The sequence below is a fragment of the Tardiphaga alba genome (assembly GCF_018279705.1).
In the GTDB taxonomy this organism is placed as follows: Bacteria; Pseudomonadota; Alphaproteobacteria; order Rhizobiales; family Xanthobacteraceae; genus Tardiphaga; species Tardiphaga alba.
In genome coordinates, this window is the sequence record NZ_CP036498.1 from 1,330,284 (window position 1) to 1,345,081 (window position 14,798).

General features: G+C 61.9%; 14 protein-coding genes. 8 read left to right on the forward strand and 6 right to left on the reverse strand.

The features are described 5' to 3' along the window. Positions 1-3 precede the first annotated feature (3 nt). The 4 genes from RPMA_RS06295 to RPMA_RS06310 all read right to left on the reverse strand — a co-directional run bounded on the left by RPMA_RS06295 (position 4) and on the right by RPMA_RS06310 (position 2,582). Entirely contained in the window at positions 4-1,218 is a 1,215-nt protein-coding gene (locus RPMA_RS06295) for an MFS transporter (protein WP_211912018.1), read from the reverse strand. A 117-nt stretch (positions 1,219-1,335) separates the two neighbouring features. Then, positions 1,336-1,647: a BrnA antitoxin family protein gene (locus tag RPMA_RS27960; RefSeq protein WP_408056511.1), complete on the reverse strand. Its 312-nt coding sequence runs from the start codon at positions 1,645-1,647 to the stop codon at positions 1,336-1,338. Continuing rightward, on the reverse strand, positions 1,616-1,915 hold the full coding sequence (locus RPMA_RS28520) for a BrnT family toxin (protein WP_211912019.1): 300 nt from the start codon (positions 1,913-1,915) through the stop codon (positions 1,616-1,618). The genes RPMA_RS27960 and RPMA_RS28520 overlap by 32 nt, the downstream gene beginning before the upstream one ends. 112 nt (positions 1,916-2,027) lie before the next feature. Beyond that, a complete protein-coding gene (locus tag RPMA_RS06310) occupies positions 2,028-2,582 on the reverse strand; it encodes a chlorite dismutase family protein (protein WP_211912020.1) in 555 nt (184 codons plus the stop codon). Positions 2,583-2,708: 126 nt separating this feature from the next. On the opposite strand from RPMA_RS06310, the gene dnaG reads away from it, so the two are divergent. From dnaG to RPMA_RS06350, 8 genes are all read left to right on the forward strand, one after another. Continuing rightward, positions 2,709-4,697, forward strand: coding sequence for a DNA primase (dnaG, locus tag RPMA_RS06315; protein ID WP_211912021.1), 1,989 nt, complete (start codon positions 2,709-2,711; stop codon positions 4,695-4,697). 280 nt (positions 4,698-4,977) lie between these two features. Then, the gene (gene rpoD, locus RPMA_RS06320; protein WP_211912022.1) at positions 4,978-7,107 is read left to right on the forward strand and encodes an RNA polymerase sigma factor RpoD; all 2,130 of its coding nucleotides are present in this window, start codon (positions 4,978-4,980) and stop codon (positions 7,105-7,107) included. A 172-nt stretch (positions 7,108-7,279) separates the two neighbouring features. Continuing rightward, on the forward strand, positions 7,280-7,807 hold the full coding sequence (locus RPMA_RS06325; protein WP_211912023.1) for a hypothetical protein: 528 nt from the start codon (positions 7,280-7,282) through the stop codon (positions 7,805-7,807). Between the two features lie 445 nt (positions 7,808-8,252). Then, complete coding sequence (locus RPMA_RS06330) at positions 8,253-8,429, forward strand: hypothetical protein (protein ID WP_328516560.1); 177 nt, start codon at positions 8,253-8,255, stop codon at positions 8,427-8,429. Between the two features lie 138 nt (positions 8,430-8,567). Next, on the forward strand, positions 8,568-8,972 hold the full coding sequence (locus tag RPMA_RS06335) for a DUF4345 domain-containing protein (protein WP_211912025.1): 405 nt from the start codon (positions 8,568-8,570) through the stop codon (positions 8,970-8,972). Positions 8,973-9,064: 92 nt separating this feature from the next. Continuing rightward, positions 9,065-9,628: a type 1 glutamine amidotransferase domain-containing protein gene (locus RPMA_RS06340; RefSeq protein ID WP_211912026.1), complete on the forward strand. Its 564-nt coding sequence runs from the start codon at positions 9,065-9,067 to the stop codon at positions 9,626-9,628. A 166-nt stretch (positions 9,629-9,794) separates the two neighbouring features. Beyond that, the gene (locus tag RPMA_RS06345) at positions 9,795-10,460 is read left to right on the forward strand and encodes a hypothetical protein (protein WP_211912027.1); all 666 of its coding nucleotides are present in this window, start codon (positions 9,795-9,797) and stop codon (positions 10,458-10,460) included. Between the two features lie 127 nt (positions 10,461-10,587). After that, positions 10,588-12,309, forward strand: coding sequence for a hypothetical protein (locus RPMA_RS06350; RefSeq protein ID WP_211912028.1), 1,722 nt, complete (start codon positions 10,588-10,590; stop codon positions 12,307-12,309). Between the two features lie 185 nt (positions 12,310-12,494). Here RPMA_RS06350 and RPMA_RS06355 read toward each other — a convergent pair whose 3' ends face one another. Together RPMA_RS06355 and RPMA_RS06360 are read right to left on the reverse strand one after the other, a co-directional pair. Further along, positions 12,495-13,517 (reverse strand): SPFH domain-containing protein, encoded by a 1,023-nt coding sequence (locus tag RPMA_RS06355; RefSeq protein WP_249225573.1) that lies wholly within the window; start codon positions 13,515-13,517, stop codon positions 12,495-12,497. 293 nt (positions 13,518-13,810) lie between these two features. Then, positions 13,811-14,722, reverse strand: coding sequence for a hypothetical protein (locus RPMA_RS06360; protein ID WP_211912029.1), 912 nt, complete (start codon positions 14,720-14,722; stop codon positions 13,811-13,813). Between the last annotated feature and the right edge of the window lie 76 nt (positions 14,723-14,798).

The window sequence follows — 14,798 nt, forward strand, 5'->3', positions numbered from 1 at the left end:
CGATCAGGCCTTCTTCCGGCTCGCCACTTCCAGTCCGAACAGCACCAGCGCCAGCAGCGATGTGCCGATGCCGATCAGCGCGATCATAGTCGTGCCGCCGCGCGCCACCGCGAAGCCGCTGAAGGCCGATCCGACGGCGCCGCCGAAGAATGCGCAGGCGAGGAACAGCGCGTTGAACCGGCTGCGCGTCTCCGCCGCCAGTGCATAGATCGCGCGCTGCCCCGCCACCACATTGCCCTGCGTGCCCGCATCGATCAGGATTCCGGCGATCACGAACAAAGCGATCGCCGTGCCGCCGCTTGCATGGCCGCCGATCCAGGTGACGACAAAACTCACCAGCACCAGCGTCATCGCCGTGACGGTAACGAGATCGCCGCGGCCGCGATCGGCGAGACGTCCGGCATAGGGCGCGATGAACGCGCCGCCCGCGCCCGACAGCAGGAAGGCCGACATGGCGATATGGCCGAAGGAGAACGGAGCCTCTTCCAGCACCAGCGGCATCGCCGTCCAGAACAGGCTGAACGATCCGTAGAGCAGGCATTGATAGGCCGAGCGCTGCTGCAGTACCCGCGTGGTCAGCATCAGGCGGCCGAGCGAGCGGATCAGCGTCGCATAGTTCAGGCTGTGCTCCGGCTTGCGGCGCGGTAGCGCGAACGCCATCAGCACCAGCACGCCGCACATCAGCGCCGCCGACATCACGAACACCGCGCGCCAGCCGAACGAGCCCGCGACCATGGTCGCCAGTGGCCGCGACAGCAGGATGCCGAACAGCAGCCCACTCATCACGGTTCCGACGATATGGCCGCGTTGATGGGCGGGTGCGAGATGCGCCACGACAGGCATGATCATCTGCGTGCCCGTGGCCGTAAGGCCGACCAGCAGCGTCGACGCAATGAAAATCCCGGCCGATGGCGCCGCGGCCGCGATCAGCAGGCTGACGATAAGCGCACCCAGCGTGACCAGGATCAGCGTCTTGTTCTCGACGAGATCGCCGAGCGGCACGAGGAAGATGAGGCCCGCGACGTAGCCCAGCATCACCATGGTCAGCATCACGCCGGCGCTGGAGAGATCGATGCCAAAACTCTCGCTGATCGGCCCGACCAAGGGCTGCGCGTAATAGATGTTCGCGACGGTGACGCCGCAGGCGATGGCAAAAGCGAGGATCAGCCAGCCGCCGGGACCTTGGTCAGGGGCGTCGTGTTCGGCAGGGGAGGGCATGGAGACTTTCAGGCGGGAGGCGTTTGAGCCGATATGGCCCATGCCCGGCCGTACCGTAAGCCGCCATCCTGGATGGGAGCTATGCAGGTCGGATGTTCGTGCTGATGGAGACGCTGGTCAGACGCACTTTTTGGGCTTGGTCTGGTTCATATAGGAGCGCAGCACGGCGTTCATGCGCCCCTGATAGCCCTCGCCATCGTTCTTGAAAAAGGCGAGCACGTCTTCGTCGATGCGGATGGAAATCGGAATTTTCTTCATCGGCATTACGACCACGCCATCCGACCAGTCGAGGTCGAGCGGCACAGCGTCAGGGTCTCTGCGAACGGCTTCGGTGATTTCTTCATCGGTCATTGCATCGAGAGCAGCCCAGTCGGTTTTGCCCTTTCGAGGCGAGTACCTAGACACTGGTGTAATATTTTCTTCGTTCATCTCGCCGCGCACGCCGCGCTGAGATGATCCAACAGAGCGAGCCGCGGATCGCGCAGGCGACGGCGATTTCTCGCTCTTCGAGATAACCGAAGATTTGGTACCTGACTTCGCCATGTCGATCCGATCTCCGTGTGAAAATAGGTCCCTCTAAAATCTGCCACACATCCTCAAAGTCGATTTTGTGATCGGTCAGATTCGTCTTGCGCTTCTTCGGATCCCAATCGAAGTCGTGAATGTCCGCAAACAAGTACGAAAGGTTCTCCGTCATCGCACATAACCCCAGCGACGAAGAAACTATAGGGCGTATATCTAGATTATTGCCATTCAAAGTTGATTGCTGGGTGCGCGAGTTTTGTATATACAGATATATATACGTTTCGTCAAACTACCTTTACCAGCCGTACATCGACCTCGCGCTCCACGAACTGCCATTCCTCGCTCTCGCGCAGCATCGCAACCAGTTCCTCAAACCGCTCCGCATGGGCCGGCGCGTATTCGAACCAGGTGAGGAAATCGAACGGGCCGCCGAGATCGCGTGAATGGTAAAGCTGCCGCGCGATGGCCGGAAGGTATTTCAGGCTGTCGGCGATGTGGCGCGACTTGTCCTCGAAGATGCGTCGCCGTTCGTTCTGGCTCATCAGCCACCACGCGCTGTTCTTGCGGATCGGGATCAGCGCGGCGCAACTCGCTTCGGGGCGGCCGAGGCCGGCCTGCGCCTTGTTGAGGGCGATCTTCTCCAGCCGCTCCACATAGCGGACATGGCTGGCGACGCCGATCAGGCGCCATGAACTGCTCGATGGCGCCGGCGGCAGCGAGATGGTGTCCGCATGGGTGACGGACAATGCGGGCATGAGCGGCAGCGTCTCGCCGCGCACGGGCGCGACGGAGAGCACCCGCCACGTGCCGGTCTGGCCACCTCGGAACGTCGTGAACATCGGCTCTGTTGAGCCCGGAACTTGGCCGATTTCAAGGGCGCTTTTGGTCGATCGCCCTGTGAATAGCGGTTGCCATTCGCCAATAGATGCCAATTGGGCAATGATCGCCTATATGCATGGGCAACCATGCGTTTCACGCCCCACTTTCTCGAAGAACTGCGCGCCCGGCTTCCGGTTTCGGAAGTCGTGAGCAAGCGCGTCAAGCTGAAGAGGGCCGGGCGGGAGTGGAAAGGGCTGTCGCCGTTCCATCAGGAGAAGACGCCGTCCTTCACGGTGAACGACCAGAAGCAATTTTACCACGACTTCTCCACCGGCAAGCACGGCAACATTTTTGATTTCGTGATGGAGACCGAGGGCGTCAGCTTCCCCGAAGCGGTCGAACGCCTCGCCTCCATGGCCGGCCTGGCAGTGCCCGCCGCGACGCCCGATGCCGCGCGGCAGGAGCAGCGTCGCAAGACGCTGCATGACGTCATGGAGATCGCGGCAAAGTTCTTCCAGGACACGCTGACCTCGCGCCATGGTGCGCAGGCGCGCGGCTATCTCGCCGATCGCGGCATCGGCCCGCAGACGCAGCTCCAGTTCCGCATGGGTTACGCGCCGGAGGATCGCTTCGCGCTGAAGGAGCATCTCGGCGCCGCCGGCATTCCTGTGTCCGACATGGTCGAGACCGGCATGCTGATCGGTGGCGACGATATCCCGGTGCCGTATGATCGCTTCCGGGATCGCGTGATGTTTCCCATCAGCGATGCCCGCGGCCGCATCATCGCCTTTGGCGGCCGTGCGCTGAAGAAGGACGTGCCGGCGAAATACCTGAATTCGCCGGAGACGCCGCTCTTCCACAAGGGCGACAATCTCTACAATTTCCCGATGGCCCGCAAAGCCGCCCATGATGGTGCGCCCATCGTGGTGGTCGAAGGCTATGTGGACGTCATCGCCATGGTCGGCGTCGGCTTTGCCGGCGCTGTCGCGCCGCTCGGCACCGCGCTCACCGAGAACCAGCTGCAACTGCTCTGGAAGATGGTGGACGAGCCCATCCTCTGCTTCGACGGCGATCGCGCCGGCCAGAAGGCGGCATGGCGCGCGGCCGAGCTGGCGCTGCCGCATCTCAAGCCCGGCAAGAGCCTGCGCTTTGCGCTGCTGCCGGAAGGGCAGGACCCCGACGATCTGGCCCGCTCCGGCGGCCGCGGCGCCATCGAGGATGTCATCGCGGCGGCCGGTACGCTGTCGGATCTGATCTGGGCCCGCGAGATCGCTGCCGGCGATTTCACGACGCCCGAGCGCCGCGCGGCACTGGAGGCGCGGATCGGTGAGATCTCCAACGGCATCCGCGACGATGTCGTGAAGAAATACTACCGCCAGGATCTCGCCGAGCGTTTGTACCGCCAGTTCGGCGGCGGTGCCCGCAGCGGGGGAGGCAACAACCGCAGTGGCCAGCAGGGCAGCTTCCAGCGCGCCCCGCGACAGCCCTTCGTGCCGCGAATCAGTGCCGGCAATCGCGGCCTGTCGCCGACCGCGAGCCAGGTTCTGGGCCGCGGGCCCTATCAGGCCGTCAGCTCGCAGCTCGCCACGTCCTCAATCATGCGCGGCCAGCGCAGCGCCATTTCGCGGCGCGAGGCGCTGATCCTGCAGAGCCTGATCAACCACCCCTGGCTGCTGCACGACCGGCTGGAGGAGGTCGCGGCCCTCGAACTGGCGCATCCGGAAATGCACCGCCTGCGTGCAGGGATCATCGCTGCCTTCGCCCACGAGCATCATCATGGTGATGAAGCCGAGCAAAGCGCGGAAATGCGTGAAGACCTGGTAAAGGCCGGTTTTTCCGAGCAATTACAAAAGGTTGAGCAGGCAATCACGGTCCAGGCGGTGTGGGCCTCGCAGCCCGGCGCTGCGCGCGAGGATGTTTTGGCCACCTGGATGCAGCTCGTCGCCTTGCATCGCCAGTACCATTCACTACTTAGGGAGCTGAAGGATGCCGAGCTCGCTTTGGGCGCGGAGGCCAGTGAAACCCATTATGGTTGGCTCCGCGACGTGAAGGCACGGCTTGCCGAGGTGGACGGGACCGAGGCGCTGATCGAAGGATTTGGCGAGTTGTCAGGCCGGTTCCAGCGCAGCCAGTGATCAACATTTGCTGCGGACGGAGCGGTTGCCAAGGGCAAAAAGACTCGCCAAAACCATGGTTTGGCGGCACAAACAGGGTTAATCCGGGCTTAAGCCCTTCACGGGTAAAGCCTTGAGCAGAGATTGAATAGCCGAGTTCGACAAACCGGGTATGACGATGAGGGTGGCGAAAGACCAGCGCCGCCCTTTGTGCGTCATTTGTAACGCAAGTCGATCGGCACGAGATGAGATGGCGGGGCAATGACACGCCCCCGGCGTGAGCGCGTTTCAGGAGCATTGAATGGCCACCAAGGCAAAGACGCTGCAGACCAAGGACAAGGAAAAAGACGCGGCAGCTGATGCGCCCGAGAAGGATGCTGCAGACGCGCCGTCGCCTTTGCTGGATTTGTCCGACGCTGCCGTCAAGAAGATGATCAAGAACGCCAAGAAGCGCGGCTTCGTGACGTTCGATCAGCTCAATGAAGTGCTGCCGTCCGATCAGACTTCGCCCGAACAGATCGAAGACATCATGTCGATGCTCTCCGAGATGGGCATCAATGTCGCCGAGAACGACGACAGCGATGACGAGGAGAAGCAGGAAGAGGACGACGAGACCGACAACGAACTCGTCGAAGTCACCTCCAAGGCCGTCACCGAAGTCAAGAAGTCGGAGCCGGGCGAGCGCACCGACGATCCCGTGCGCATGTATCTGCGCGAGATGGGCACCGTCGAGCTGTTGTCGCGCGAAGGCGAAATCGCCATCGCCAAGCGCATCGAGGCCGGCCGCGAGGCGATGATCGCAGGCCTCTGCGAAAGCCCGCTGACCTTCCAGGCCATCATCATCTGGCGCGACGAACTTGCCGAAGGCAAGATCTTCCTCCGCGACATCATCGATCTCGAAGCGACTTACGCCGGCCCCGAAGGCAAGGGCGGCGTGAACCCGGCCCTGATCGCAGGCCCGACCGGCGACAGCGAAGGTGGCGAGGACGGCGGCGAGACCGCTGTGGCCGCGCCGCCATCGGCGCCTGCACAGGCGACGCCGTTCCGTCCCGCCCAGGGCGGCCGTCCGCAGCCCGCGGCGCAGCCTGCCGGTGAGAGCACGTCCGAAGGCGCCGCCGACGGCGACATGGACGACGACGAGTTCGAAAACCAGATGTCGCTTGCCGCCATCGAGGCCGAACTGAAGCCGAAGGTGGTCGAGACCTTCGACAAGATCGCATCCGAATACAAGAAGCTGCGCAAGCTGCAGGAACAGGACATCGCGAACCAGCTGGAAAGCTCGTCGCAGGGGCCGTCGCTGTCGCCGTCGCAGGAGCGCAAATACAAGAAGCTCAAGGACGAAATCGTCGTCGAGGTGAAGTCGCTGCGCCTCAACCAGGCGCGTATCGATTCACTCGTCGAGCAGCTCTACGACATCAACAAGCGCCTCGTCTCGTTCGAAGGCCGCCTGATGCGTCTCGGCGACAGCCACGGCGTCGGCCGCGAAGACTTCCTGCGCAACTATCAGGGTTCGGAGCTCGATCCGCGCTGGCTCAATCGCGTCTCGAAGCTCTCCGCAAAAGGCTGGAAGAACTTCGTCGCCATCGAGAAGGACCGCATCAAAGAGCTGCGCGGCGAGATCCAGCAGCTTGCCGCACTGACCGGCCTCGAGATCGGCGAATTCCGCAAGATCGTGCACGGCGTGCAGAAGGGCGAGCGCGAAGCGCGCCAGGCCAAGAAGGAAATGGTCGAGGCCAATCTCCGCCTCGTGATCTCCATCGCCAAGAAATACACCAACCGTGGTCTGCAGTTCCTCGATCTCATCCAGGAAGGCAATATCGGTTTGATGAAGGCGGTCGATAAGTTCGAATACCGCCGCGGCTACAAGTTCTCGACCTATGCCACCTGGTGGATCCGTCAGGCGATCACCCGCTCGATCGCCGACCAGGCCCGCACCATCCGTATTCCGGTGCACATGATCGAGACGATCAACAAGATCGTCCGCACCTCGCGCCAGATGCTCAACGAGATCGGCCGCGAACCGACCCCGGAAGAGCTCGCCGAAAAGCTCGGCATGCCGCTGGAGAAGGTCCGCAAGGTTCTGAAAATTGCAAAAGAGCCGCTGTCGCTCGAAACCCCGGTGGGTGACGAGGAAGACTCGCATCTCGGCGATTTCATCGAGGACAAGAATGCGGTGCTGCCGATCGATGCGGCGATCCAGTCGAACCTGCGCGAGACCACCACGCGCGTGCTCGCCTCGCTCACGCCACGCGAAGAGCGCGTGCTGCGCATGCGCTTCGGCATCGGCATGAACACCGACCACACGCTGGAAGAAGTCGGCCAGCAGTTCTCGGTGACGCGCGAACGTATCCGCCAGATCGAAGCCAAGGCACTGCGCAAGCTGAAGCACCCGTCGCGGTCGCGGAAGCTGCGCTCGTTCCTGGATAACTAAACGTAGGGTGGGCAAAGGCGCCCCTGCGCCGTGCCCACCTTCAAGTGCACAAACTACTCACAAAACGGCGGGTCTCACGGTCCGCCGTTTTCGTTTGCACCGCGGCAGACACGGATCTTCCGTTCTGTTCTACCGCTAGCTAACCTGTCGGACAGACGAACAGGGCGGGGCGGTGGGTTGGGAAAACTTCACGGCTGGCGGTCAGACATATGATCTCCGTCATCTCGACGAGAAGATTATTCATGTCGAGGCCGGAGGCACCAAGCACAGCATTCTCGTCCAGTTCACCGATCATTGCTTCACGGAAGACGCAAAGCCCGGCGACACCAGGCCGGTGTTTAGTCCCGGCACGCGGAAGGACGGACGTTTTTCCGAGCAGCGCTATCACGCGTCAAAGCAGATCTGGACGTGTCTCGAACGAGCTGTGAACGGGAAGGTCTGGCTCGGCGAAGGCGATCGCAACCTCGTGGTGAAGCTGAATGTCGGGCCGAACAGCCACTACATCATCGTGTTCACATTGGAGAAGCTGAAAGGGGACGAGCGGGCGCGGTTTCGTATGCGGGTCAGAACGGCTTTCATCAGGTCAGCTGATAAAACTGCAGCGACCTATGGAGAGGTGAGATTCAAGAACTTGATTGTACTAACCCAACAGGGAAAGCGGCCACCGCGCATCTACGATTCCAAGCGCAAGACGCCGTGATGAAGCAAGACTGCATTCAAAAAAGAGACAGGCCCTTTCGGGCCTGTTCGACATCCGAAGATGCCTCGGGGCGAACCTCCTCACCTTTCGGCTACCTGCCTGTTCAGGCAGTTCTGATGTTGCCATCAGACGGGGCTGGCTGTGCGCACGCCCTATGACCAGCGATCTGCCGTGAAACTACAGGTTTTGGTCATGTTGCGCAACAAAATATTGCAGGATGCCGCGCTCTGTATGGAAAATATTATAGCATTTTCAGTAAGTTGAGGTGCGTTGCGAGATGTCGCCTTCCGACGTGAACGAAGGCATCGTTCCGCGCGTTGATGCCTTAAGTGCACCATCTTCTCGCGCGGGAACCCATCGGCGCCCCGCGCGTTAACTTCCCATGACAGATCAGCAAGCCGTACCTCACAGGCTCACTCCCATTGAGCGAGCTGAACGTAACCTGATGCGTCAGAAGGACGCCGAACAGGCCATGGCCGAGCACGATCGTGCCCAGGCTGCGCTGTATTCCAATATGGAGCGGCTGCGTGCCGAGCGCCTCAAGCGCGAAGCCGCCGCCCCGAGCGAACCGGCCGCAAAGCCGCGCCGCGCCGCGAAAAAAGTCGCCAGCGCGCGCGCCTGATACCTCATCCCACGACCAGAACGGCGGACCGCAAGGTCTGCCGTTTTTTCGTATTCGCGATACACCCTTTAATTGCATCCCGCCCCGCGCTAGCGTCACGGCATTGCCATCGCCCATTTCCAGATCGGGGACATTGCCATGCCATCGACCGAACCGATGCTGCTCAGCCAGCGCGTGGTGCAGGTCTGCCTGTTTCTCGTCGGCGCCATCGGCGTATTGGGCGGATCGCTGCAGATGTATCTGGGCCAGCCCGAGACGATGCCGCGGCTCGACAATGTGCATCGCTTCATGGGCGGCATCTATCTGATGTCGGGCGTGATGGCGCTGTGGGCGGCGTCCACCATTCGCGCCCATGACACGCTCATCTTCCTGATGGCGGCGACGATCTTTGTCGGCGGTCTCGGCCGCGTGCTGTCGATCAGCAAGGTCGGCCTGCCCGAGCCGCACGCATTGTGGATCACCTATCTGGTGCCGGAGCTGGTGATCCCGTGGATCATCATCGCCGCACATGTGATGACGAAGCGGCAGCTTGCCGGCGCATGACGGGATGATGCGCCGTCGTCGTCCCGGTTCCTCCGGAACGATGCATCGCGCGCATCATTGCCCTTGCATCACATATAGCAAGGGAGTTCCTGATGTCAGCGAAGCTGAACGGCAAGCGCGTTTGTATTCTCGCCACCAATGGTTTCGAGCAGTCCGAACTGGAAGTGCCGCGCGATCGCCTCACCGAGGCCGGCGCCGAAGTGCATGTGGTCTCGCCGGAAGCGGGCGTGATCCGCGGCTGGTCCGGCGATGACTGGGGGCAGGCGGTGAAGGTCGATGCCGCGCTCGCGGGCACCACCGATGCCGATTACGACGCGCTGGTGCTGCCGGGCGGCCAGATCAATCCGGATCTCCTGCGCGCCAACGCGGATGCGCTCACCTTGATCAAGGCGTTCTACGCCGCCGGCAAGCCCATCGCGGCGATCTGTCATGCGCCGTGGCTGCTGGTCGAGGCCGGCATCGCCAGCAACCGCAAGATGACGTCCTATCATTCCATCAAGACCGACGTGATCAATGCCGGCGCCAAGTGGGAGGACAAGGCGGTGGTGGTCGATAGCGGCATCGTCACCTCGCGCAATCCCGGCGATCTCGAAGCCTTCTCGAAAAAGATCATTGAGGAGATCAGGGAGTCCAAGCACGAACGTGCGGCAGCATAGGCGTTGCATCCATGGCCATCACCTTCGATCAATCTCGAGGGTCGCTGGTGATGGGCTGGTAACTCTCCGATCGTAACTTCCGGCGTCACCCACCGTGACGTCGGCACGCATTCGCCGCGCAGGCATTGCAGCCTCCAAGTCGAGAATGGCGATCAGAGGCCCTGCAATGCGACGATCCCTGCTCATCTGTCTCTGTGTCACCGCGCTCTTGGCCCTCTATGTCGGGGCCGGGTCGGTGGCGAGCCACACCGCGAAGATCAGCATCAAGCTCGAGCCCGGTACGTCTGCTGAGGTAAGCGTGTTCCGGCTCGCCGAGGATCGCTTGCGCATGCGGCTCGTCTTCCAGGGCGACCATGCGCGCAGGCCGGAGCTGGGCGCCTGGACGACGCGATCGGACGGGACCGCAACAGGTCGCCTGACTTTCGACAATCCCGGCGCTGCCATCCGCATTCTCGCCTCCCTGGCATCAGGCGCGCCTGTGCCCTATGAGGCGATGCCGACGAGCGGGGGCGGGCCGGGCATCGCATTCCGCGACCTCACCGCCAGCCTCGCCATCAGGCCGGGTGTGTGGCGCTGGCCGCCCGACCAAAACGGGCTTCTGCTCCAGCGCGGCGCCAACACCGTCAAACTCGACATCGCCGCGGTCGCGCCGCCGCTGATCGGCGAACGCGTCGAGCTGTGGGTCGATCCCCCGCTGGGCGCCAAGCAGACGATGCCGAATGTCGCCTGGCTGTGGGGCTGGTTTCTGTGGCCGCTGCTCTTGGCCATCCAACTGCTATGGGCCGCCGCCATCTGGCTGCTTCAGCGGAAGCAGAGCGCGCGCAGCGTGTAGGGGTTTCGCTGCAAACGGCAATGCGTCGTTCACCGTCTCCGATGGTTCGTCAGCGCATTAACTGTGACGTTGTGCACCTCTGATAAAAACGTCGATAACAGCACCGGACATGGATCGCAGCAGGGCCATGAGCGCAAAATTCAAGGTCTTCCTCGCGATCCTGATCGGCTTCTGCCTGCTGACCAGTCTGTTTCCGGCAGTCTATCTTTTCCTTCTGCTGTTCAGCCTGGGCCTGGCGTATCCGCTCATCTATGCGAATACGCTGCTGCTTTTCGTCCTCGCCGCGCTGCCGGCGTTGCAATGCTATTCGCGCAATCCCGGTAACAAACGCAGGATCGTGATTGCGGCGCTGCTGGTGCCGCTCATCGGCATCGTGCTGCCGCAGGCGGTGCGCGTGATCACGACCTATAACATGCAGGGCCTGCGCGCCGGGGATGTCGAGCGCGTGCTGCCGTCGCCGCCGCGCCAGGTCGAGCTGTTCGGCGAGCCGTCAGTCGCTATCGGCAACAACACGCCGGTCCACCGCGCGCCATGCGATGAGCTGTGCCAGTCGCTGCTGTTGAGCAGCCAGGTGGATCTCGTGCGCGTGACGCGGGAACGGGCCATCGGCGCGCCGCGGCCGGAGCGGCTCGATTATGTGCTCGAACAGCAGAGCAGTTGCCCGAGCACATTCGTCGATGGGCAGCCGGTCCTGCAGCAGAGCAAGGATGCCATCAGTACCGGCACCTGCTTCGTGGCCAGACAGGCCGGCGACGAGCAGCTGCCACTGCGCATCGCGCGGCGCATCCAGACATTCGACGAGCCGAAAAATCCCGCGCAGGATCTGACGACGATATTCACCGGCGTCAAGCGCGTGACGGTGATGGAGGTCTCCACCGTTGCGCCGTCCGGTTGGTCGCTCGCCACGCGCAACACGGAAGTGACGTTCTCCTATTGGGCGACGCCGCTATTCGTGATGCTGGCGCCATGTCATGGCATGTGTGTGGGGGCGCCGGTGTTCAGGCGTGTCGAGCACACGCTCAATGCGTTCGATCCCGTCGCCTATGCATTCAGGGTGATCGGGCTCAAGCAGCCCGCGCCGCCCGCGGCACTCGGCCCGGCGGAGCGCGTCAATGCAGTGCTCGATCGCGGCGATGCGGCGCTGACCGACAATCAGAACGAACTGGTGCGCGAATGGGCGATGCATGCCATGCGCGCGCCCTGCCAGTTTCGCCGCAACGGCTGTCCGCCGCTCGATGCCGCCGACCGCGCGACACTGGTGCGCCTGCTGAAGGATCGGCGCGTGCAGGAATTCAGCTTCATCACCAATGTGCTGGACCGCAATCGCGATGTCGCGGCCGACCAGCTCGACATGCTACTGGACGAGATGGCGGCGCGGGGCGCCAACTCCATCTACACCGTGGCGATCGGCGCCGTCGTGGCGCGGCTCGACAGCGATCTCCTGCGCGCGCGAAGTGACCGGTTTCTCCCGCTGATCCGTGACAATGACTGGAACAAGTCGCGCAGCCTCGCCATGGCCGCCGGACGGCTCGGCGTCGATACCAGTGATCTGATAACGGAACGGCTGAAGCAGCCGGCATCCGCCAAAAGCGCCGGCGAAGCCGCCTGCATGGCGGATGAGGCGATCGGCCGTGCGCTGGTGCCGGCTTTGCTGGAGTATCTGCGCAGCCGGCCGGTGAGCATGGACTACCCGCAGGATGCCTCGCAGGTCGTCGTCACCGCGCTGGCCCGCTATGGCCATTACCAGGAAGCGAAGGAGATCTATCTGACCCGCTTTCCCCGGATGCGGACGTCGCTGCCGGGCGAGAAGGGCGCAGGCGGCCGGGAAGGCCTGGACGCCTGCCTCTAGAGCATGATCGGTTCTGATAGAATCAGAACCGAAGCTCTAGATTCTTGTTTTGACGCGTTTTCTTCACGCGAACCGGAATCCACTTCGCTCGAAAACGCTCTAGAGCATGATCCCGAAAAGTGGATACCGGTTTTCGGAAAAGATCATGCTCTAACAAACAAAGACATGAGCTTCCCCGTCACCCGTCAGAAGTTGAAGCCGACGCCGCCGGCGGCGAGATGGTGCGAGGTGCCGCCGCTGTTCACCGTCCAGGGGCTGGTGGCCGCATGGGTGAGATAGTTGGTGGAGCCGAACACGTGGCTGGTGTCGCCGATATAGAGATAGCGATATTCGCCGAACAGATAGGCGCCGCTGCCGAGCGCCACGCGCGCGCCGGCCTTGGCCTGCGCGGCAAAGGTCCAGACCGCGGCGTCCGGATTGCTGTTGAAGTGATTGATGCCGGGCTCCGCCGGATCGAGCTGCGACGAGGTGGCGCCCTTGATCGACACATGCGCAGCGCCGAAGCCGCCGCCGATATAGGGCGTGATATTCGCATAAGGCGAGCGGAAGCCCAGCACCATATTCGCCAGCAGCACGGTGCTGCGCGTCGGCAGCGTATTGTCGAACCGATGCTCCTCCAGCCGTATGGTCGGATTGTCCAGCGTCGCGCGGCGGTCATTGCCGGCGATATAAAAACCCTCGATCTCCAGCGCGGGCATCAGATGCGTGCCATAGGCCCATTCATAGCCGAGATGCGCGCCGCCGAAGCCGACACCGCCGCTGCCGGTGCGCCCGTTCGCATTCACGGCCGACGGGCCGCCCACGGCCTCGATGAAAAACACCGTGCCGAGCTGGCTGAGGTCGCTGCCGCTGCGGCTGCCGCCGCCGCCGAACACGCCCACATAGGCGCCGCGGCCTGATGCCTGCGACAGCGCCGGCCCCTTGCCGACCATCGCATAGGCCTGTGCCGGCGGCGCCGACGCCATCGCATCCTTCGCAGCATCGCGCCCGGCCTGCCGCGCCACGGCGGTGACCTCGCGGGTCTCGCGCGTGATCGCCGCGCGCCGCTCCTGCCGCGCCGCCTTCAATTCGCTGCGCAGCTCGCTGATGGTCTGCTGCTGCTCCTTCAGCATGCGAAACAATTCGGCATTGGACGGCACGGTCTCGGCCTGCGCCATCCCCGCCGCCATCACGCCCGCCGCCACGATCAAGCCTGTGCGCGCTGTCATCTCGCCGTCCCCCGGTTGATCCAAATCAGTTGGGGAACTATGGAACCGGCCAGCGCCCCCGCCTAGCCACGTGCGGGCGCGGAAGCGGGGATTTCGGCCGCACAACCGAAGATTTCAAACACGGTGTGGGTTTTGGGCGACAGCGTGGGGGGAGGGGATGGGCGGCGTCACTGCAGGCCGTGTCTCGCGCTCACGTCTCCCCTCTCGCTTGCTGGAGAGGGGGCTACGCGAATTGTCGCGTATCGCCGACCTGTAATGTAGCACGCATATCGCTACGCGCATGCGGCTACTTGCTAGTTTCCAGGATGTGCCAAAATGATGGGGATCAGCGAAAAGAGCTCTTGTACTGCAGCCAAGACATCAATCACTATGTCCAACTGGTCTCCGATTGAGATCGTGACATCAATGGCAGGTACGTCTATCCCGAGCATGTCACTCGCAAGCGATTTCCCATCGGCAAACGCGGCGCGTACACTGAGAGGAAGATCTATATTTTTCGCCTTCCCAACATTTGGTCCTGTCAGTGATAGGTCCACGCGGTTCATGCCAGTTTTCCATATAAGCTGGACGTTTTTCGGTTTTTCGGGATGCGAGATGAAATAACCCCATGAATCGCCAGTTGGCACGTGCGAGAAAGAGTCGGGTTGTTCTTTTAGAAACGCGGCGAATTCTTCAGAGAATCTGAGATATACAGCGGATCCTGCCGCCTTGCTTCGAGAAAGGCGATCTAAGCAATCTGTCAGTGCTTGCTCGCGCCAGCGAGCATAACTTGAATGAGCAGACGAGAACCAGTCGCGGAGTTCTTCAATTGAAATTCTGCTGCTCCAGTCCTCGCCTTTTGGAATTTTTTCAAAGTATGAATTTGGCGCAATGAGAGCAGTGGCGTAGCGATTAGCGCGTCCAAGTTTGACCAGATCGGCGCCTCGTTCATGATAGCGCTCCACCTGTTGGTCGGCAAAAGCAGCTGCAATCTTGTCTTCGACCAACACTGCAACCGTCTCTTCACCTTTCTTGAAGAAGGAGAGGACGTCTGTCTCGCCCCATTTTTCATTGATTTTGACGTATACTGAGTGCTCAGCATTTAAGAAAGCATAGCCGGCCAGACCAACTTTTTCGGCGAACCAAATTTGAAAATTAGTGTTGCTGTGCAGTTCTTCAAGGATAAAGAGATCAAGGTCTCGTTCTTGCATTTTGAATGGGGCCATTGAGTCTTTCCTCATGACAATATCGTATTCAATTTCAGAAAATCTGTAGTGCACAGATGGAGCTTAGAGCGTTGGC